This is a genomic window from Paraburkholderia sp. GV068 (assembly GCF_003058125.1).
Classification (GTDB): Bacteria; Pseudomonadota; Gammaproteobacteria; order Burkholderiales; family Burkholderiaceae; genus Paraburkholderia; species Paraburkholderia graminis.
In genome coordinates, this window is the sequence record NZ_QBUB01000013.1 from 100,879 (window position 1) to 118,355 (window position 17,477).

A 17,477-nucleotide genomic window follows, 5' to 3' on the forward strand; every position below is an offset into this window, starting at 1 on the left:
TTGCGTCCATCATTCACTATCGCATCGACGGTGCTCAGATAGCTTCCCATCACACGTCCCGTTCATTCATCAGTTCCACCACCCAATCAATAAACACGCGCAGCTTCGCGCTGACGTGGCGGTTCGGCGGATACGCGATGTAAAGCGGCATCGGATCGAGCTGCCAGTCCTCGAATAGTGCGACCAGTTCGCGTCGTTTCAGATGCGCTTTCGACATATAACGCGGCAGCCACATGATGCCGAGCCCCGCGACTCCGGCCGCGAGATAGGCGTTGCCGTCATCCACCGCGAGCGCGTAGCGGCCTTGCACCTTTGCCGTTTCCCCTGCACGACGCATGACGGCCGGATAGAGATTGCCCGCGCGTCCCCACGAAAACCCGACAATACGGTGATGCGAGTTTTCAAGCTCCGCGGGATGCGAAGGCACACCCGCCAACGCAAGATATCCAGGCGAAGCGAACACGCCGAGCGCAAGATCCGCCACGCGCCGCGCCACCATCGACTGGTCGTTCGGCTCGCCGCCACGCACGACGCAATCCACGTTCTCGCCGATCATATCGACGGTGCGGTCGCTGACGCCCATGTCGAGTTGAATGTCCGGATAGCGGGCGAGAAATGCCGGAAGCGCCGGGATGAGGATCAGGCGGGCGAGCGGACTCGGCACGTCCACGCGAAGGCGGCCTCGCGGTGCCGCCGATGCGCTCGAGAGACTCGTCTCGGCGTCGTCCATGTCGGCGAGCAGCCGCGTCACCCGTTCGTAATACGCGATGCCGTCCGGCGTGACGTTGATCCTGCGCGTCGTCCGGTTCAGCAGACGGACGCGTAAGCGCGCTTCCAGTTGCTGGACCAGATGCGTCACCGTGGTCTTGCTCATATGCAGCGTTTCGGCCGCTTTCGTGAAGCTGCCTGCCTCGACGACCCGGACGAAAGCGCGCATTGCGTCGAAGCGGTCCATGAACGTTTGCCTCGTGATCAGATTGTTTGCATTCTACAAATAGTCATGGACAGCGTTGACGGTTTATCGTGCACGCGTCGATCGGTAGAGTGGCTGATCGAAACCAGCGATTGATCAACGGAGGCAAACGTGGCGAAGCGCGATGTGGTATTTCCGCCGGGACGTCGGGCGCTTTACGAGCGTAACCGGTATTCACCGGCCGTGAGGGCGAACGGGTTGCTGTTCGTATCGGGTCAGGTCGGCAGCCGCGACGACGGGACGCCTGAACCGGACCTGCAGGAGCAGGTGCGTCTCGCGTTTAGAAACCTGAATGCGATCCTGCACGAGGCCGGATGCACATTCGACGATGTGGTCGACGTGACCGTGTTCATGGTCGACCCGCAATCGACATTCGAGCGCGTGTGGCAGGTCGTTCCCGAATTCTGGGGCGACGCGCCGCATCCGGCGCTCACCGCCGTCGGAGTGACATGGCTTTACGGCTTCGACTTCGAGATCAAGGTAATTGCGAAGCTTCCTCTGAACGACTGATGTGCCGGTCAGGCGCGTTGGCCGGCGTCGAGCGGAAAGCGCTGACCAGCGTGCGCAACGCCGCGCGGACCTGCGCGTCAGACGTCGACGAATACAACACGACTTCGCGCGACGGCAGCGGCGGCAAGCCGAGGCGCGGGCCGACATCGACCGTGCCCGGCGGCGCGACGCGCAACGCGAGCGCGGCGACCGCGAGCCCGGCTTGCGTAGCCGCGCCGATCGTCCCAATGCCGCCGCCGACGAATACTTCGACCCACGGCACGCGTGCTTCATCGAGCGCGCTCACGGCCATTGCCCGCACACGGCACGGGTGAGCCTGAGTCGCGAGCCGCAGCGGCTGCCCTGCGTGATGAACCCAGTCGGGTGTCGCTATCCAGCCGAACGGTTCGTCGAGCAGCGTTTCGCCGTCGCGCCGGCTGTCGTCATGCCGCAGGACGAGCGCGGCATCCAGTGCGCCGCTGTCGAATTGCGCTTCGATATCGCGCGAACTCGATACGCGCATCTCAACCAGCAGACCCGGATCGGCGCGATGCATATGCCGCAGCAGCAGCGGCAATTCGCTGCCGACGATGTGATGACTAATGCCGACTTTGAGCGTGATGCGCTCGCGCGCCAGCGCGCTGAGCGCGTCGTCGTGCGCGCCGAGCAGATTGCGCGCGGCCTGCAGAAAGATTTCGCCCTTCGGCGACAGACGCACCATGCGCGGCGTGCGTTCGATCAGGCGGTGGCCGAGCCGTTCTTCGAGCCGTTTGAGCTTGATGCTGATTGCCGATTGCGTGCTGTTCAGCGCATCGGCCGCGCGCGTGAAGCTGCGTAGATCGGCGACCAGCACGAAAGCTTGTACCGCTTCGAAATCGAGTGTTTTCATGACGATCCATTCGATTATGTCATCACAGAAATACGCGGCAGCCGGTTTGAAAGCAGCACGTTTCGTGACACGCTAACGTCATCCGTTGCATTGCGCAAGCAGACGTGCGGCTTCCCGGCGTCTGCCGTTCGATGCATGGTCCACGATGGATCGATCACGAAGAGACGCCATGTCCGACATTGAACAGGCTTACTATGACGACGCTATTTATCCGCGGATTCCGCCGGATGGCGACCCCGTTACGTTCGACGCGCAGCAGGCATTGTTCGCGTACCTAACGGGTTTGTGTTGCGGCGCATTGATCATTCTCGCGACGACCGCAGTGGTGTGCGAGGTAATGCATTTGCTGTGAGACCGCGCGCAAGCTCACGTCTTGCGCAAATGCGGACGGAGCGCAAGCGCGAGTGGCAAGACCGCCAGCGCCGTGGCCGCGGTTGCAAGCGTGGCGCCGTGTGCGCCGATGCCGTCGCCGAGAAAACCATAAGCCACCGGAGACAGCGCGCCAGAAGCGATAGTGCCGGTATAGAAGAGCGCAAATGCCCTCTCTGTCCGCTCGACCGAAGTCAGTTCGGGCACCGTTCCATAAAGCACCGACGATGTGCCGTTGAGCATCGCGCCGAGCAACGGCAACAAGACGAGGGCGGGCGTCAATGGCAGGTAAAGCACGGCAAGAATCAGCGCGGCCGTGCCGCCTTCGGTTGCAAACACAGTGCCGATGACGCCCATGCGTGCGCCGAGCCAGCCGCACACGAACTTGCCCGCCGCGCCTCCGATGAAGACGAGCGCGAGCGCGGTGCCCATCATCGGCGGCGAGATGCCTTTCGCTTTCAGCAGGAATGGCAGAAAGGTCAACAAGCCCATGCGCACGGCGGTGTCGAGTACGCCGATCGTGAACAGCAGTGAGAAGCCCGAGCGCGAACCGTTGCTGTTCTGGCTCGGCGCTTCGGCTGCGGACGGCTCGCTTGCTGGTATCGAAGGGAGAAAAAGTGCAATCACGGCCGCGACTAAAATTCCGATGGTCGACATTGCCCAGAGCGCATGGCGCCACGGCATGACGGTGATCAGAAGCGAGATAGCCGCAGGAAGCGCGGATTTTCCAAGGTCGCCTGCAAAGTTGTAGACGCTCAGCGGCCCGCGAGCGTTGCGCCCATACGCGCGCGCAACTGCTCCCGAAGCCAGTGGATGTTGCGTGCTCGAACCGCTTCCCGAGATGGCGAGCGCGACGCACAAACCCAAGAGCGTTCCCGACATCCCGGCGACGGCGTAGCCCAGCGCGGCCAGCAACGTACCCAACGCGAGCGTCAGAGGCGTGCCCCAAGCGCGCGCGAGGCGCCCAGCGGGCAATTGAAGCGTCGCCATCGTGCCCGCATAGACGCCGCGCACGATAGCGAGCGCGCCATAACCCAGTCCGAAGTCCGTCTGCCAGACCGGCAGCAACGCGTAGATCATGTCGGTGTAGCCGTCGTGCAGCGCGTGCGCCGTGCATGACAGCCAGAGCACGCGCGTGCGTGACACGGAGGACGAGTTACCGGATGCGTTGGCCGCCGCCGTCGTTGGCAACGAGGAAGAGAAAGGTCTCATGGTTCAATCGAGTGGTGAAAGCGCGCGGCCTGGCGACAGTTCGAGCGTTTGTTGAAGCGCACCCATAGTCTATGGGTCGTCGGGAGCGGCGCACAACTGACGTAAAATAGCGTCAGCCGGGAGAAAAAGTCACCACATGGACACAGACGAACGCACGGGTAAACACGCCGGAAACCTGCCTCCGTTGAATGCATTGCGGCACTTCGAGGCGGTCGCGCGGTTGGGCAGTTTCGCCGCGGCGGCGAGCGATCTGCACGTCACGCACTGGGCGGTCGGCAAACAGATCCGAATGCTGGAAGACTGGTTCGGCGTGCCTCTCTTTGAGCGCCGCTCGCGCGGCGTCGTCCCGACCGACGAGGGCGCCGCTCTGCTCAATGATGTCAAAGGTGCGTTTTCGCGGCTGAGCAGTTCGGTCACGCGGCTGCGCCACGAATCGATTACGCGTCGCGTAACGGGCGTCGTGCGCGTGAATACGCTGGCGAGCTTCGCGTTGTGCTGGCTCATACCGCGCCTGACCGATTTCCGCGCTCTTTATCCGGACATCGATGTCCGGCTTTCGACAACCTCACGCAAGCTGCGTTATGTCGGCGGCGCATTCGACATCGGCGTGCGTTCGGGGCCCGAGGACGCAGCGGGCCTCACGTCGACGCCGCTGATGCCCGACCTGCGCCTGCCCGCCTGTAGTCCAGCGGTGCTGCAAAGCCATCCGATCAGGACGGTTGCCGATTTGCGAAATCACACGCTGCTTCACTCGATGAGCACGCGCACGGCATGGTCCGACTGGTTACGCGAGGCCGGCGCGCCGGGCTTGCAGGGCGCGGGCCATCTCGACTTCGATCATGTCTTTCTGCAACTCGGCGCGGCGGCGGAAGGGCTCGGCGTGACGTTGGCATCGCTGCCGCTGATCGAGCGCGACATCGCGACCGGGCGTCTTGTGTGTCCGATATCCGAGCCCGCGGGGCGCGGACCCGATTACACCCTGGTCGTGAACACCGACCGGGCCCGCGACGACGCGGTCATCGCATTCGAGAAATGGATTCTCGCGGCCGCGGCGCGCAGTTCGGTGGTGCCGGCTCGACGCACATCGCGCAGGAAAGGGGCGCGGCGCTAGTTACTTCGCCACGCGACGCCCCGACTTATCGATCAATCCGGCGATGCCGGCGCGACCGACGCTCCCGCAATCCGATGTCGCGCCAGTGCTTCGGCGACGAACCCGGACGCTTTCATTTCCTCGACGAAGCTGCGCAGCGCGGCTGCGGCCGCTTCGCCGCGGCTTTTCGGCGTGCCCATCGCCTGTTGAATCACCATGAAGCGCTCGTCGAGCAGGCGCAGGCCGGAAGCGGCTCGCGCATCGGCTTCAAGTTGCTGCTTCACGCCCGCGGCGACTTCCAGCCCCTGTTCGAGGAACGTTTGCACGACCGTCGGCGACGTCGGCGCGCGAACGATTTGCGCGGCCTTCAACTCTCGCGTGAGAAAGAGATCGTAAGCGCTGCCTTTGCCGACCGCGACGCGGTTATGCGGCTGATCGACGTCCGCGTTGGTCCGCACAGGCGAGTCGTCGCGCACCAGATAGAAGCCTTCGATCAGCACATACGGCGCCGTGAATGCGATGGTCTCGCCACGCAACGGATCGACGGCGAAAAAGCCGAAGTCGGCGCGCTCTTCGCTGACGGCCTGCACCGATTTGCCCGCGGCGTCGAACACCACCAGTTCGAGTTCGACGCCGAGTTGCCTCGCGAACGCTCGCGCGAGATCGACGGAAACGCCGAACGGCTCGCCGGTTTGCGGGTCCTTGTTGGCGAGGATCGGATTGCCTAGGTTGATCGACGCGCGTAGTTTGCCGGTCGGGGTGAATGCGGAAATGACGGGTTGGGTGAGGGTCATGGTGTTGTCTCGCGGGAAGATGAGCGCCGGCGTGAAGTCGTTCGGTTTGAACTACATCAGCACAATATCGTACTGTTTGGTTTTGGGCACTGTAGTCGCTGTCGGACGAAGGTTGGCGGGTGATTGTTGGAAGAGGGTCAGGTGGGTTGACGTCTTAGGCTGAGATCGGCCAGTAGCCGCCGGTCGAGGTGTCGATCCAATTTGCATGGCCGAGCTCTCGTCCGCCCCCGCGCAATGGCCGGTTTCGGGCGAGCGAATTGACAGCGGTATTGCCTCAAGGCGGCCATCATGGGACGGTCGCGGGAAACCTCTCTCGGTCGTTCTGGCGACGGCAGTAGCCTGAAAGCGGCCGCTCGCCTGATATCATCAATGCACCGAATCCACTCTCCCGGTGAAGGATTTCTGTGGCATGCGATCGATGTGCGGACCTGTGCGTTCGCTATGCAATCAGATCCCCTCGTGAATTGCGCAAGGCGATACAGATCGCGGCAGAGAATATTGCCGATAGAACGCTCGTTGAGGTGGTCCCGGACGACCATTGCGTCTTCGTTCCGTTTGTCGAGCTAGCGAAAAGCGCAGCGTGGGACGACTATGTCGAATACCATTTTCGCTGCATGCATTGCAATGAAGCTTTTTGGCTGCACGCGGAAACGTATCACGGCAGCGGTGGTAACTGGGAGCCTAGAGACTCCGCATCGGTCCGCAAGAATATCAACAATTGATACCTTGAACACTCATGGGGCGTTGTTCGGCCAGCATGAGCGACTCGCCGGAATCTCGGCCGCGACATTCAAGCGTCATCGGCCAAATCTTCAACGATTTTCGCAATCATGGGGCGCGCAAAGGCCTCAACCGCATCCGTGCCAGGTTGACCGACCTCACCTGCGTCAAAGGCTAGATAGACTTCATTAAAGAACGAGGGCCACGATTCCTCGCCCAGTGAGATGAAATCGTCGTACACAAAGCCGACTACGGCGATCGCGAGCGCGTCGCAAAACCCGAAGGAGAATTGACCTTTGTGAAAGCCGATCGCGAGATGCCGAGCTAGCACGTCATATGCGTCACGCCTTGTCGCTCCGACGATCTCGGTCCAGCGCTCCATGTCAGCTTCCGAAACAAGTCGACCCGGGCCGGTCTCAGCATAGCGAGATTGCAGCTCCGCGATAAACGTGGCTTGTGATTCCGGTGGAGCGGGGTGACGGTCGCCGCTCATTGCTGAAGGAAGGCCGCGATGGCGCGAATCAGGTCTTCAACGTGGACCAGTTCGGCTTCCGAAATGTCCTCTCGACAGTTTGCTCGGAGTCCGCGTAAGGCTTCGTACAGGTTACCCCAGTCGTCCGTCAACCCGTTGGTTAGCGGCCATGCGCTCAGTAGATGCCGTAAAGGGCGTGCAGAGCGGCGTTCGCACCAAATATCGAACAGTTGCGCGCATCCAGCGTTGATGTCGTCAGCGGTCATCGGTTAGTCTTCGGCCGGTATAGTCGATGAAGCATCAATGATGCCCCATCTCGAATGACCGTTTGCAAGTATGCAGAATCGCGGGCGGTTCGTGATGTTAGCCAGTCGCCAGGATCAGCCAACGGATGACCGCTCAGCGGTCGATAGCCGCCGTCCCGTCCGCCAGGCTGCGGAGGACCGGTTTGGGTCGGAAATACGCGTTGACGACCGGCCGCTTTCGGGATGCGAAACACCAATGACCGCTTCGCGGCGATGAACTCGAAGCGCCGATGGACTCAGCCCGACCCACAGCCGACCGTCGGGTCGACCGATAGCGGCCATTCGACGTGATATCGTTCCACTCCACAATTCGAATCCATCAGGATCATCAGCATCATGGCCAAGCCGGACCTCATTGCGGTTGCGATTAAGTTCACGGATTGGGAACAGCCATGGACGTTCTATCCGACTGCATTGGACCAGATTTGTCACGATTCCGACGACCGAGCCATCTTCGAGCAAATCTGGGCCGAAGCGTGTCGTCTGGAACACTGGGAACACGTCGAACTAGCTGAATGCTGCGATTCGTGCGATCGCGAGCTCAAAAATCGATTTTCATGGCTCCCCGAGAAGGCACGCGCGCAGTTTGTGCGGGCAGCATCGTTCGAATGGAAATAACGCCGTCCATACCGCATAGGTCGAGACAATTGTTGGCAGTTCGCGTATCGACCTCGAACGGCCGAAACTGGCTGACGCCGGTCCGGACTGTCTATCGTCATTTTGTCGAGAGATTTGGTTGCGCTCGTGCGGATTCAATTCCAGCAGTTGGCGTGCTAGCCGACTGGTGATCACCGGACCGCATTTGGCGCAGACTCCGTTGTTGGTTGCCTTCCCGCAGCAAGGACAAAACCATCTACCCAGATTGAACCGTGTCAACTCGCAAGGTAAAACGGGGACCTCCAACCTGAGCTTCTCGAATTGCTCTCGAACGGAGATGCTAAATAATGAGCCCGCCGATGAGCATTGGAGCTCTCCCCCAGTGGCTTCAACGAGCGGTGCGGAACAGTAAGGACTGTGCATGCGCTGGAGTGTCGGTTCGATTGATTGTTGACGATCTTGAAGGAGATGTCGAGCGTCCGGAACTGGCCGATCGGGTGAGCTCGTCAACGTCCGCTTCATAGTGCTCCGGTCTGCAAAACGCTGGCTAGACTGACTGACCGCTTTAGAGAGAATCGTCTGACCGGAGTGGGTCGATATGCGTCCGCCGCCAGCACAGACATCGTATGACGCCTCGCCTCCTACCGCCACACGACCATCCGTCTGCGAACCCCCGGCATCCCTCCACCCCAACCACCGCCACCGCCACCACCCCCGCCGCGCCCCGCGCCCCGAGCCCCGCCACAATTCCATGGCATCATCGTATCCGCCTCTATTCCACGCTCAGGAGCGTAGCCATGACGACTTATATTGTCTTCACGAGGGAAAGCACGCAGGCTCAGGACGAGCTCGACATCTACCAAAGCAAGGTGGGCGAGACCTTCAAAGGTCATCCCGTGAAGATTCTCGCCGCATACGGACCTCAGCAGGTCCTCGAGGGTGACGCGCCGGAGGGCGTCGTGATTGTCGAGTTTCCGTCGACTGAGACCGCGCGTGCGTGGTACGACAGCCCTGCGTATCAGGAAGTCGCACAGCATCGATTCAAGGGCGCCAAGTATCGCGCCGTTCTAGTGGAAGGCGTGTAAGAAAGGGCGGCGACGCGCGGGGTCGTGGACCTCAGCGGGCGATCACCACAATCGCGGCCTCACGTTGGCTGCGATAGTTCGACGCTCGCTCCTCGCTCCTGTTTCTTTTCATTCGTCCGATGCGCGACGGCGCGCGTCGCGCGCACCTTCGGCTGCCGGTCGCGTAGCAACAGCGGCATCAAACGCCGATTCGCGGTCTGCGCCGCCCATTCGCAGTACGCGGCGCCGCCGAGCACCCAGCCTTCGAGGGTCGACTGCATCAGGTTATCGACGTCGTGATCGTCAAGACGCTGCGCGGCCAGATTGCGGTAAGCCTCGTGGCGCTCGATCGGCGTATCGCCGAGCGCCCGGTAGACCGGATGCTCCTTGATGAACCTGTCGATGCGCAGCCCGACGTGGTGCGCATAGCTCGACCACGGGTATTGTCCTGGCTCAGCCGCAAGGCGGTTGCGCACCGGCGCATGATCGATGACGTGGCTCGCGAGCAGAAAGTATCGCTCGGGCTCGATCACTGTCGCCGAGTACCCGCCACGCCAGATCATGCCGCGGCGTCCGTGGCGTCGGTTGAAGGTCTCGGCATAGCGGCGGCTGACCGCTTGCATCGCCATCGCCAGGCTCGACTCATAGGAAGGCGTGACGAGCAGCTGTACCGCGTCGGGCATCAGGACCCACGCGTGGACGGCCAGACCGGCGACGCGCGCTGCGTCTGCGAGGCAGGCGATGAAGTACAGATAGTCGCCTTCATCCAAAAACGCGTGCCCCGTGAACCCCTGCAAGATAACGTGCTGCGGTTGTTCTGGGACGTAGTGCCGTGCAAGCCGTGTCATGCTGAATTAACCGGAAATCCGATGTGAAAAAGCGATCCGACCGGAGTCGAACGTGTGGCGGTGTGTAACTGCCTATAGGACGAAATTCTATCGGCGGTGTGCGCGCGTTACGTGGCGAACAGGCCTTTTTTCCGGCCTCTTTTCATTGATTTGCCGATCGCAGCCGGTGTCCCTTTTGTGCCACCGCGGAAGAGCGGCGCCGCGTTTCACACCGCTTGACGCTCCGGTGTTTGGACCCGAAGGCGCGCAGCGCGATGAAGCGCAAAACATAATGTCGTTATGCTGCTAACCGACGTCGCATTCGCGATATGCCGGCGAGGCGGCGGACCGCTACATTCGGAACTCGAAAGCCCCAACGTCGCTAAACGGTGCCGCGCAGGACGAACGAGACTCAGCACGAATGAAACAGGCACCGGAACCGGCTGTGTGTCAACCAACGGGCACGTCCTCTTTAACGGACTTGCTACCGCTCGCCGATTGCGGAGAAAGGGCCGCGCCCCTCGCTGCCGCTGTCGAGTCACGCGAGCCGGCCTTTGGAAGCTTGCGCTCCACCGCGGTCCTGCTTCTCGGCTACGCGATTCTCATCACCGGCAACGGCCTGCTGGGCACGCTCATCTCGCTGCGCCTCTCGCAGCAGCAGGCGCCGTCGATCGTGATGGGCGTGGTGCAGTCGGCGTATTACGTCGGCTTCCTGTTCGGCGCGCTGTACGGTGGCGCGCTCATCGCGCGGGTCGGTCATCACCGCGCATTCGTGACATTGGCTGCGTCGTCGGCATGCTGCGCGCTCGGCTATGCGGTGTGGAGCGCGGCCTCGATGTGGGTGGCCTTGCGCTTCGTAACGGGCTTCTGTCTCGTCGGCATCTTTACGATCGTCGAAAGCTGGTTGCATCAGGTCGCGACGAACGCTCAACGCGGCCGCGTATTTTCGGCTTATCTGATCACCAATTATCTCGGCGTCGGCACCGGACAGTTCCTGATCGGACTCGCGGACCCCGGCGGCTTCGAACTCTTCAGCGCGGTCGCCGCGTTGTTCGCGGCGTCCCTGATTCCCGTCGCGCTGGCAGGCACCGCGCCCGCACCCGGCCACGCGCTCGAGGCGGCCGCTGCGTCCTGCGGCTCTCGCCTCGCGCGCGGACTGTCGGGGCTGCAGACCATCTACCGTTGGGCGCCGCTCGGCGTGCTCGCGTGCCTGTCGGCGGGTGTGCTCAATAGCGCGTTCTATACGATGCAGCCGGTGTTCATGCGGCGCCTCGGCTATCCGGTGCCGGAGGTGTCGCATTTCATGGGCTTCGCGCTGCTGGCCGCGCTGGTGCCGCAATGGCCCGTCGCACGGCTCGCCGACCGCTTCGATCGGCGCAAGGTGTTGTTGTGTCTCGCGGTCATCGCCGGATTGCTGAGCGTGCTGTTGTTTCTGCTGCGCGACGGCGCTCTGGTCCGGGCCTTCGGCTACCTCTATGTCGCGGTGGCTTTTTCCATGTACGGCGTCGTGACCTCGTATGTGAACGACTGCATTCCCGCCGATCAGCGCATCGCCGTGAGCGCCGGCCTTCTGCTGATCTTCTCCGTCGGCGCGAGCGCCGGCCCGACTCTCGCTTCCGCGACGATGGCGCTCGCGGGTCCGGCGGGGCTTTATCTGTTCACCGCGCTCGTCACAGGCGCGCTTGCCACGTTCACGCTGCGCAGCGTCTGGCGCCAGCAGGGAAGGTAACGCAAAGCCGCGCCTGGTCATGGGCGACCTCGCCAACCATGCGCTTAGTTGCCCGCCGATTTGCCCGCCGCCAGCGCCTCTTCTCGCTTCTTCCTGATTCAGTCACCGCACCGACCTGTCGCTTAAAGGACGGGGATAACCCTTAGCGATGCATAGCCCGTTCCCCGTGCCGCAAGGGAAACGCACCACGGCTCAATCGCGATGTCGCTTCCGTGACAAACGACGTCGAATGCAGATGAAGGGTTCCGGGTTTTGTCCGGATATCTTTGCCCGGTGGCGAAGCACACGGACACGCAACAGCGGAACGGAGACAACGTGGATACCCTTGCTTTCATGATCGACAACCTTGCGTCGATCATCAGGCTCACCGTTGAGCACATCGAGATCGTCGGGGTGGGCGTCGGTTTTGCCATCCTCACCGGCGTGCCGCTCGGCATCGCGATCACGGCCAATGAGCGCGCCGCGAGAGTGGTGTTGTACCTCGCGGCGATCCTGATGACTATTCCGTCAGTCGCGCTATTCGGTCTGATGATTCCGGTCCTGTCGTTGATCGGCCAGGGCATCGGCTTTCTGCCGACGGTCATCGCGCTCTTCCTTTATTCGCAACTGCCGATCGTGCGCAACACGTACACGGCGATCACTAACATCGATCCGGCGCTGCGCGAAGCGGCGCGCGGCATCGGCATGACCACGCGCCAGCGTCTGTGGAAAGTCGAGATCCCGATTGCGCTGCCCATCATCATGGCGGGCGTGCGCATGGCCGTGGTGATCAATGTGGGCATTGCCGCCGTCGCCGCCTATATCGGCGCGGGCGGCCTCGGCAAGCTGATCAGTCGCGGCATCTCGCAGTCGGACCCGCGTCAGCTGATTGCCGGCGCGATTCTCGTGAGCGTTCTGGCGATCGCCGCCGACTATGGCCTCGGCTGGGTGCAGCGCCTGTTGACGCCGAAGGGCCTTCGCAGCCCGTCGCGTACCGGCAGGCTTGCAGTGCGTCTCGGCGCGTGGGCGTCGTTCCGTAAATCTCCTCATCACGCGCAATAACCATGATCAAGCTCTCCAGCATCTCGAAGCGCTATGAAGGCGCCAGCGCCCCGGTGGTCGACGGCATCGACATGGAAGTCGGCGCGGGTGAAATCTGCGTTTTGCTCGGCCCGTCGGGCTGCGGCAAGACGACCACGCTGAAAATGATCAACCGTCTGATCCAGCCGACGTCGGGAAAGATTTTCATCGACGGCCGCGATACGGACGAGTTCGAAGTCGTCGAATTGCGCCGTCAGATCGGCTATGTGATCCAGCAGATCGGGCTCTTTCCCAACATGACGGTCGAGGAAAACATCAGCGTGGTGCCGCGTCTGCTCGGCTGGGACAAGACGAAAGCGAAGCGCCGCGCGGCCGAATTGCTGGAGATCGTCGCACTCGATCCGTCGATCTATTTGTCGCGCTATCCGAAGGATCTGTCCGGCGGGCAGCAGCAGCGCGTCGGCGTCGCGCGCGCACTGGCAACCGATCCGCCCGTCATGCTGATGGACGAACCGTTCGGCGCGATCGACCCGATCAATCGGGAGCTGATCCAGGACGAGTTTCTGCGCATCCAGCAGCAGGTCAAGAAGACGATCATGTTCGTGAGCCACGACATCGACGAAGCCGTGAAGATGGCCGACCGCATCGCGATCTTTCGCGCAGGCCGGCTCGAACAGTTCGATACGCCGGACACGATTCTCGCGAGGCCCGCTAGTCCGTTCGTCGCCGGCTTCGTCGGCGCGGACCGGGCATTGAAGCGGCTGCGCCTCGTGCGTGCAAAAGACGCTTTGTCGGCCTGCGAGTGCGCCGCGCGGGTAGGCGACAGCAGCGTTCGAGCGCGGGCGCTGCTCGAGCGGCACGGCGTCGAGCAGATCGTCTTGCTCGATGCCGCGGGCAAGCCGCAAGGGTATTTCGGCGCGGCGGAACTCGCGGCAATAGACGGCACGCTGACGGCGGCGCATGCCAGGCCCATGCGCGGCGTGGCGCGCGATTGCGACGATCTGCGCAGCGTGATTTCGTCGATGTTCGCGCTCGGACAAGCATGGCTGCCCACCGTCGACGACGAGGGCCGCTTCGTCGGCTACGTGAACCAGGCGCACATCGTCGACATGTTGCGTTTGCCCGCGGAGGTCTGTGCATGAAAAACATGAGAACACTGCTTTCACGTTGCGCCGTCCTCTTTGCGTGCGCTGCGCCGCTGCAGGCCCGCGCGGACAACTGGCACAACTGGCTCGCGTCGATCGCGCAATATCGCAGCGATATCGTCTACCAGTCCATCGCGCAGATGACGATGGTCGCCATCGCGGGCAGCCTCGCGATCGTCGTCGCGGTGCCGCTCGGCATCTATCTGAGCCGCGAGTCGGGCAAACAGGCTCGCGTCGCTCAGGCACTCATGCAGACGCTCAACATGGGGCAGGCCGTGCCGAAACTCGCGCTGCTCGCGCTCGCCATGAGCGTGCTCGGCATTGGACGATGGCCGTCCATCTTCGCGCTGTGGGTGGCGACCTTGCTGCCCATCGTGCTCAACACGCTCGAAGGTCTGCGCGCGGTTCCGCGTGCGCTGATCGAAGCGGCCACCGGCATGGGCATGACGCCTGCGCAGGTTCTATGGCAGGTGGAATTGCCCAATGCGCTGTACGTGATCTTCGCGGGCATTCGCACCGCGCTCGCCATTACGGTCGGCACCGCGCCGCTCGCGTTTCTCGTCGGCGGCGGCGGGCTCGGTGAGCTGATCTTTACCGGCATCGACATGAACGACTTTTCGATGCTGCTGGCGGGCGCTATTCCAACCGCGGTCCTCGCGGTTCTCACAGACGTGCTCGTCGGACAGATGCAGGTGCATCTCGTGTCGCGAGGCGTCGCTTCCCAACGCTAGTTCCATCCACGCATACGCGTTTTCCGAGGAAATCATGAAGACTACTTTTTTCAAGCGGGCCTGCGCGCTCGTCGCTCTCTCTTTTGCGTCCTCGTGGGCCATCAGTTGCGCGGCGGCCAGCGTGGTGGTCGGCGGCAAGAACTTCACCGAGCAGCAACTGCTCGCCGAAATGACCACGGAGCTACTGCAGGCAAAAGGCTTCACCGTCACGAAGAAGGACGGCCTGGGCAGTGCGGTGCTGCGCTCGGCGCAAGAGAATGGACAGGTCGACATGTACTGGGAATACACGGGCACGTCGCTCATTACGTACAACAAGATCAATGACCGCCTGTCGCCGGAAGACACCTACAGGAAGGTCAAGGAACTCGATGCAGGCAAGGGCCTGGTATGGCTCGACCCTTCGCGTGCGAACAACACGTACTCGTTCGCGATGAATCAGGACGAAGCGAAGAAGCTGGGCATCGCGACCCTGAGCGATCTTGCCAAGGCGATTAAAGCAGGCAAGACGCTGACCTTCGCGTCCAATTCGGAGTTCTATGCGCGCCCCGACGGGTTGCGTCCGCTGCAAAAGCTGTACGGCTTCGAATTTTCGCAGGACGAGGTCAAGCGGATGGACTCCGGCCTCACGTATCAGGCGCTGAAGGATCGTCAGGTGGATATCGCGCTCGTCTTCGCGACCGATGGCCGCGTGCCCGCCTTCAACTTCGTCATTCTGAAGGACGACAAAGGCTTCTTTCCCTCTTATGCGCTCACGCCGGTGATCCGCAAGGCGACGCTCGACGCCAATCCGAAGCTCGGGCCGATCCTCAACTCGCTGTCCGCAAAACTCGACGCACCGACGATGGCGCGTCTGAACGCATCCGTCGACGTGCAGAAGAAATCGTTCAGCGAGGTCTCGCATGATTTCCTGAAGCAAGCCGGTCTGCTGTAACGCACGCGACCCGATCAGATCAGAGAGACGAGAACATGCCTTCGCCTTCCCCCGAAGCGCCGCGAGACGGCGCGCTAAAAGTCGCGGCCGCGCAGATCGACAGTTCGTATGGCGATCTCGACACCAACCTCCGCAAGCATCTGAGCATGATCGACGAAGCGCGCCGGCGCGGCGTCGCGATGCTGCTCTTTCCGGAATTGTCCCTATGCGGGCATAGCGCGGGCAAGGACGCGCTGCAGCTTGCAATGCGTGTCGATCACCCGGCCATTGCGGCGCTTGCGCAAGCGAGCGTTGGTCTGCATACGTCGTTTGGTTTTATCGAAGAAGCGCCTGGTGGCCAGTTCTACAACAGCCAGGCGAGCGTGACGGAAGGCGCAATCGTGCACGTGCATCGCAAGATTCAACTGGCGACCTACGGCAAGCTGCGCGATGGCCTTTATTACGCGCCGGGAGCGGATCTCGGCGCGTTCGGCATCGACCGCGACTGGCGCGTCGCCACGCCGATCTGCAACGACCTGTGGAACCCCGCGCTCGTTCACGACCTGATGTGCGACGGCGTCACGCTGCTCGCCGCGCCGATCAGTTCCGCGCGCGAAGCGGTGGGCGGCGGCTTCGACAATCCGTCCGCGTGGGAACTGAATCTGCGCTTCTATGCGGTCACGTATGGGGTCGCCGTGGTCATGGCGAATCGCATCGGCACCGAAGGCATGCTGCGTTTCTGGGGCGGCTCGCGCATTCTCGATCCGTTCGGCAACACAGTCGCGATGGGCTCGACGACCGACGAAGAACTGGTGGTCGGCGAACTCGACTATGCGGCGCTGCGCGAAGCGCGCTTTCTGCTGCCGACCGTGCGCGATGCACGCGTCTATGCGGCGCGGGGCATCCGCGCGGCTCATTCACCTGTCAATACCTGAAGCGTCGTCTGCCATGCAAGATTTTCTCCTTACCGACGAAGACCGCGCGTTTCGCGCCGAAGCGCGCGCGTTCCTGCAACGCGAACTCGCGCCGCGCGCCGCGGACATAGAAGAGCGCCGCGACTGGGACGCCGTCAAACGCGTGGTGCGCGCGCTGGGCGAAGCCGGCTATTTGCGGCTGATGTTCGCGGACCTGTATCGCGGCTCGCTGACAAAGCCCGGTCTCACGCACGCGACGATCCTCTCCGAGGAAGCGTCCGCCATCAACTATGCGTTTGAGACCACCATCGCCACCGCGCTGAGCTGCGCCTATCCGCTGCATCGTCATGCCAGCAGGGAAGTGCGCGAAGCGTATCTCGAACCGATTCTGGATGGCCGCGCGATCGGCGCGATTTGCGTGACCGAGCCCGGCACGGGCAGCGATTCCGCCGACATGCAAACGCGTGTCGAATACGACGCCCGCACCGACGAATGGGTCATCAACGGCTTCAAGCGCTATATCTCGAACGCGTCGGTTGCGGACGTCTATATCGCCTACGGCATCACGCCGCGCGATGGCCTGGAAAGGCCGGGCATCACCGCCGTGGCCGTGCCCAAAGACGCGCGCGGGATCAGCTTTCCGCGCAACTATACGTTCATGGGCCGGCACGGCTGCATCGTCGGCGAAGTGAAGTTCGACGATTGCCGGGTCGGCGCGGATCACCTGTTGGGCGTGGCCGGCGAGGGCTTCGCAATCATGCGCGGCATGTTCAACTTCGAGCGCGCGATTCTGGGCGGCTCGGGCCTCGGCGTCGCGCGCAGTGCGTTCGACATCGCCCGTGCGCATGCGCAAAGCCGCAGGACGTTCGGGCAGCTCCTCGGCTGCAAGCAACTGATCTGGGACAGGATCGCGCAGATGAGCTGGCGGATCGACGCCGCCGAACTTCTCACGTACCGCGCCACGAAGATGTACGACGCGGGCGCCGACGGCAAGGCGCTGATGAAGGAAGCGGCCATGGCCAAGCTCGTCGCGACAGAGACGGCGAATTTCTGTGTCAACGAAACCGTGCAGATATTGGGCGGCGACGGCCTTACCAAAGAATACGGCCGGGCCGAACAGCTCTATCGCGACGCGCGCGCGCTGACGATTGTCGGCGGAACGTCGGAAATGGCGAAATACCTGATCGCCTCGCGCGATCTGCCCGATCTGAAGATCAACCTCTGAGC

Annotated in this window: 19 protein-coding genes; 12 read left to right on the forward strand and 7 right to left on the reverse strand. The window is 62.5% G+C overall.

From position 1 onward, the window contains the following. Positions 1–49 precede the first annotated feature (49 nt). Positions 50–955, reverse strand: coding sequence for a LysR family transcriptional regulator (locus C8K18_RS24270; protein ID WP_029969921.1), 906 nt, complete (start codon positions 953–955; stop codon positions 50–52). A gap of 129 nt (positions 956–1,084) precedes the next feature. Here C8K18_RS24270 and C8K18_RS24275 point away from each other — a divergent pair, with 129 nt between their 5' ends. Next, on the forward strand, positions 1,085–1,483 hold the full coding sequence (locus tag C8K18_RS24275) for a RidA family protein (RefSeq protein WP_006048317.1): 399 nt from the start codon (positions 1,085–1,087) through the stop codon (positions 1,481–1,483). Here C8K18_RS24275 and C8K18_RS24280 read toward each other — a convergent pair. Next, positions 1,449–2,351 (reverse strand): LysR family transcriptional regulator, encoded by a 903-nt coding sequence (locus C8K18_RS24280; RefSeq protein ID WP_107710224.1) that lies wholly within the window; start codon positions 2,349–2,351, stop codon positions 1,449–1,451. The two genes, C8K18_RS24275 and C8K18_RS24280, sit on opposite strands and share 35 nt — an antisense overlap. 169 nt (positions 2,352–2,520) lie before the next feature. Between C8K18_RS24280 and C8K18_RS24285 the strand changes: the two genes are divergently transcribed. Continuing rightward, positions 2,521–2,703 carry a hypothetical protein gene (locus tag C8K18_RS24285; protein ID WP_107710222.1) on the forward strand — a complete coding sequence of 61 codons (183 nt, stop codon included), beginning with the start codon at positions 2,521–2,523 and terminating at the stop codon, positions 2,701–2,703. 14 nt (positions 2,704–2,717) lie between these two features. Here the strand turns inward: C8K18_RS24285 and C8K18_RS24290 are convergent, their stop codons facing one another. After that, positions 2,718–3,932, reverse strand: a complete 1,215-nt coding sequence (locus C8K18_RS24290; protein WP_181324944.1) for an MFS transporter — start codon at positions 3,930–3,932, stop codon at positions 2,718–2,720. A gap of 136 nt (positions 3,933–4,068) precedes the next feature. Between C8K18_RS24290 and C8K18_RS24295 the strand changes: the two genes are divergently transcribed. Beyond that, positions 4,069–5,043, forward strand: a complete 975-nt coding sequence (locus C8K18_RS24295) for a LysR substrate-binding domain-containing protein (RefSeq protein ID WP_006048313.1) — start codon at positions 4,069–4,071, stop codon at positions 5,041–5,043. Positions 5,044–5,075: 32 nt separating this feature from the next. Here the strand turns inward: C8K18_RS24295 and C8K18_RS24300 are convergent, their stop codons facing one another. The 3 genes from C8K18_RS24300 to C8K18_RS24315 form a co-directional block, all read right to left on the reverse strand. Beyond that, positions 5,076–5,816 (reverse strand): ABC transporter substrate-binding protein, encoded by a 741-nt coding sequence (locus C8K18_RS24300; RefSeq protein ID WP_107710218.1) that lies wholly within the window; start codon positions 5,814–5,816, stop codon positions 5,076–5,078. Between the two features lie 790 nt (positions 5,817–6,606). Continuing rightward, positions 6,607–6,918: a hypothetical protein gene (locus C8K18_RS24310; RefSeq protein ID WP_006047327.1), complete on the reverse strand. Its 312-nt coding sequence runs from the start codon at positions 6,916–6,918 to the stop codon at positions 6,607–6,609. A 107-nt stretch (positions 6,919–7,025) separates the two neighbouring features. Next, positions 7,026–7,274 (reverse strand): hypothetical protein, encoded by a 249-nt coding sequence (locus C8K18_RS24315; RefSeq protein ID WP_044020269.1) that lies wholly within the window; start codon positions 7,272–7,274, stop codon positions 7,026–7,028. 375 nt (positions 7,275–7,649) lie between these two features. On the opposite strand from C8K18_RS24315, the gene C8K18_RS24320 reads away from it, so the two are divergent. Further along, positions 7,650–7,931: a hypothetical protein gene (locus C8K18_RS24320; RefSeq protein ID WP_006047326.1), complete on the forward strand. Its 282-nt coding sequence runs from the start codon at positions 7,650–7,652 to the stop codon at positions 7,929–7,931. Between the two features lie 776 nt (positions 7,932–8,707). After that, complete coding sequence (locus C8K18_RS24325) at positions 8,708–8,995, forward strand: DUF1330 domain-containing protein (RefSeq protein WP_107710216.1); 288 nt, start codon at positions 8,708–8,710, stop codon at positions 8,993–8,995. A 59-nt stretch (positions 8,996–9,054) separates the two neighbouring features. Here C8K18_RS24325 and C8K18_RS24330 read toward each other — a convergent pair whose 3' ends face one another. After that, positions 9,055–9,822: a transposase gene (locus C8K18_RS24330; protein WP_107710214.1), complete on the reverse strand. Its 768-nt coding sequence runs from the start codon at positions 9,820–9,822 to the stop codon at positions 9,055–9,057. A 541-nt stretch (positions 9,823–10,363) separates the two neighbouring features. On the opposite strand from C8K18_RS24330, the gene C8K18_RS24335 reads away from it, so the two are divergent. The 7 genes from C8K18_RS24335 to C8K18_RS24365 all read left to right on the forward strand — a co-directional run bounded on the left by C8K18_RS24335 (position 10,364) and on the right by C8K18_RS24365 (position 17,475). After that, positions 10,364–11,530 (forward strand): MFS transporter, encoded by a 1,167-nt coding sequence (locus C8K18_RS24335; protein ID WP_244230973.1) that lies wholly within the window; start codon positions 10,364–10,366, stop codon positions 11,528–11,530. A 315-nt stretch (positions 11,531–11,845) separates the two neighbouring features. Further along, the gene (locus C8K18_RS24340) at positions 11,846–12,571 is read left to right on the forward strand and encodes an ABC transporter permease (protein WP_029969901.1); all 726 of its coding nucleotides are present in this window, start codon (positions 11,846–11,848) and stop codon (positions 12,569–12,571) included. A 2-nt stretch (positions 12,572–12,573) separates the two neighbouring features. Then, entirely contained in the window at positions 12,574–13,692 is a 1,119-nt protein-coding gene (locus tag C8K18_RS24345) for an ABC transporter ATP-binding protein (RefSeq protein WP_006048304.1), read from the forward strand. Continuing rightward, the gene (locus tag C8K18_RS24350) at positions 13,689–14,426 is read left to right on the forward strand and encodes an ABC transporter permease (RefSeq protein ID WP_006048303.1); all 738 of its coding nucleotides are present in this window, start codon (positions 13,689–13,691) and stop codon (positions 14,424–14,426) included. The genes C8K18_RS24345 and C8K18_RS24350 overlap by 4 nt, the downstream gene beginning before the upstream one ends. A 34-nt stretch (positions 14,427–14,460) precedes the next feature. Beyond that, positions 14,461–15,357 (forward strand): glycine betaine ABC transporter substrate-binding protein, encoded by an 897-nt coding sequence (locus C8K18_RS24355; RefSeq protein ID WP_107710212.1) that lies wholly within the window; start codon positions 14,461–14,463, stop codon positions 15,355–15,357. 35 nt (positions 15,358–15,392) lie between these two features. Beyond that, positions 15,393–16,271, forward strand: coding sequence for a nitrilase-related carbon-nitrogen hydrolase (locus C8K18_RS24360; protein ID WP_107710210.1), 879 nt, complete (start codon positions 15,393–15,395; stop codon positions 16,269–16,271). Between the two features lie 13 nt (positions 16,272–16,284). After that, complete coding sequence (locus C8K18_RS24365) at positions 16,285–17,475, forward strand: acyl-CoA dehydrogenase family protein (RefSeq protein WP_107710208.1); 1,191 nt, start codon at positions 16,285–16,287, stop codon at positions 17,473–17,475. The last annotated feature ends 2 nt before the right edge of the window (positions 17,476–17,477 follow it).

Excerpts from the sequence above, each read along its gene's own strand:
- C8K18_RS24270 (WP_029969921.1), bottom strand. The coding sequence starts at position 955 with ATGGACCGCTTCGACGCAATGCGCGCTTTCGTCCGGGTCGTCGAGGCA.
- C8K18_RS24280 (WP_107710224.1), bottom strand. The coding sequence starts at position 2,351 with ATGAAAACACTCGATTTCGAAGCGGTACAAGCTTTCGTGCTGGTCGCC.
- C8K18_RS24285 (WP_107710222.1), top strand. The coding sequence starts at position 2,521 with ATGTCCGACATTGAACAGGCTTACTATGACGACGCTATTTATCCGCGG.
- C8K18_RS24290 (WP_181324944.1), bottom strand. The coding sequence starts at position 3,932 with ATGAGACCTTTCTCTTCCTCGTTGCCAACGACGGCGGCGGCCAACGCA.
- C8K18_RS24295 (WP_006048313.1), top strand. The coding sequence starts at position 4,069 with ATGGACACAGACGAACGCACGGGTAAACACGCCGGAAACCTGCCTCCG.
- C8K18_RS24300 (WP_107710218.1), bottom strand. The coding sequence starts at position 5,816 with ATGACCCTCACCCAACCCGTCATTTCCGCATTCACCCCGACCGGCAAA.
- C8K18_RS24310 (WP_006047327.1), bottom strand. The coding sequence starts at position 6,918 with ATGGAGCGCTGGACCGAGATCGTCGGAGCGACAAGGCGTGACGCATAT.
- C8K18_RS24315 (WP_044020269.1), bottom strand. The coding sequence starts at position 7,274 with ATGACCGCTGACGACATCAACGCTGGATGCGCGCAACTGTTCGATATT.
- C8K18_RS24320 (WP_006047326.1), top strand. The coding sequence starts at position 7,650 with ATGGCCAAGCCGGACCTCATTGCGGTTGCGATTAAGTTCACGGATTGG.
- C8K18_RS24325 (WP_107710216.1), top strand. The coding sequence starts at position 8,708 with ATGACGACTTATATTGTCTTCACGAGGGAAAGCACGCAGGCTCAGGAC.
- C8K18_RS24330 (WP_107710214.1), bottom strand. The coding sequence starts at position 9,822 with ATGACACGGCTTGCACGGCACTACGTCCCAGAACAACCGCAGCACGTT.
- C8K18_RS24345 (WP_006048304.1), top strand. The coding sequence starts at position 12,574 with ATGATCAAGCTCTCCAGCATCTCGAAGCGCTATGAAGGCGCCAGCGCC.
- C8K18_RS24350 (WP_006048303.1), top strand. The coding sequence starts at position 13,689 with ATGAAAAACATGAGAACACTGCTTTCACGTTGCGCCGTCCTCTTTGCG.
- C8K18_RS24355 (WP_107710212.1), top strand. The coding sequence starts at position 14,461 with ATGAAGACTACTTTTTTCAAGCGGGCCTGCGCGCTCGTCGCTCTCTCT.
- C8K18_RS24360 (WP_107710210.1), top strand. The coding sequence starts at position 15,393 with ATGCCTTCGCCTTCCCCCGAAGCGCCGCGAGACGGCGCGCTAAAAGTC.
- C8K18_RS24365 (WP_107710208.1), top strand. The coding sequence starts at position 16,285 with ATGCAAGATTTTCTCCTTACCGACGAAGACCGCGCGTTTCGCGCCGAA.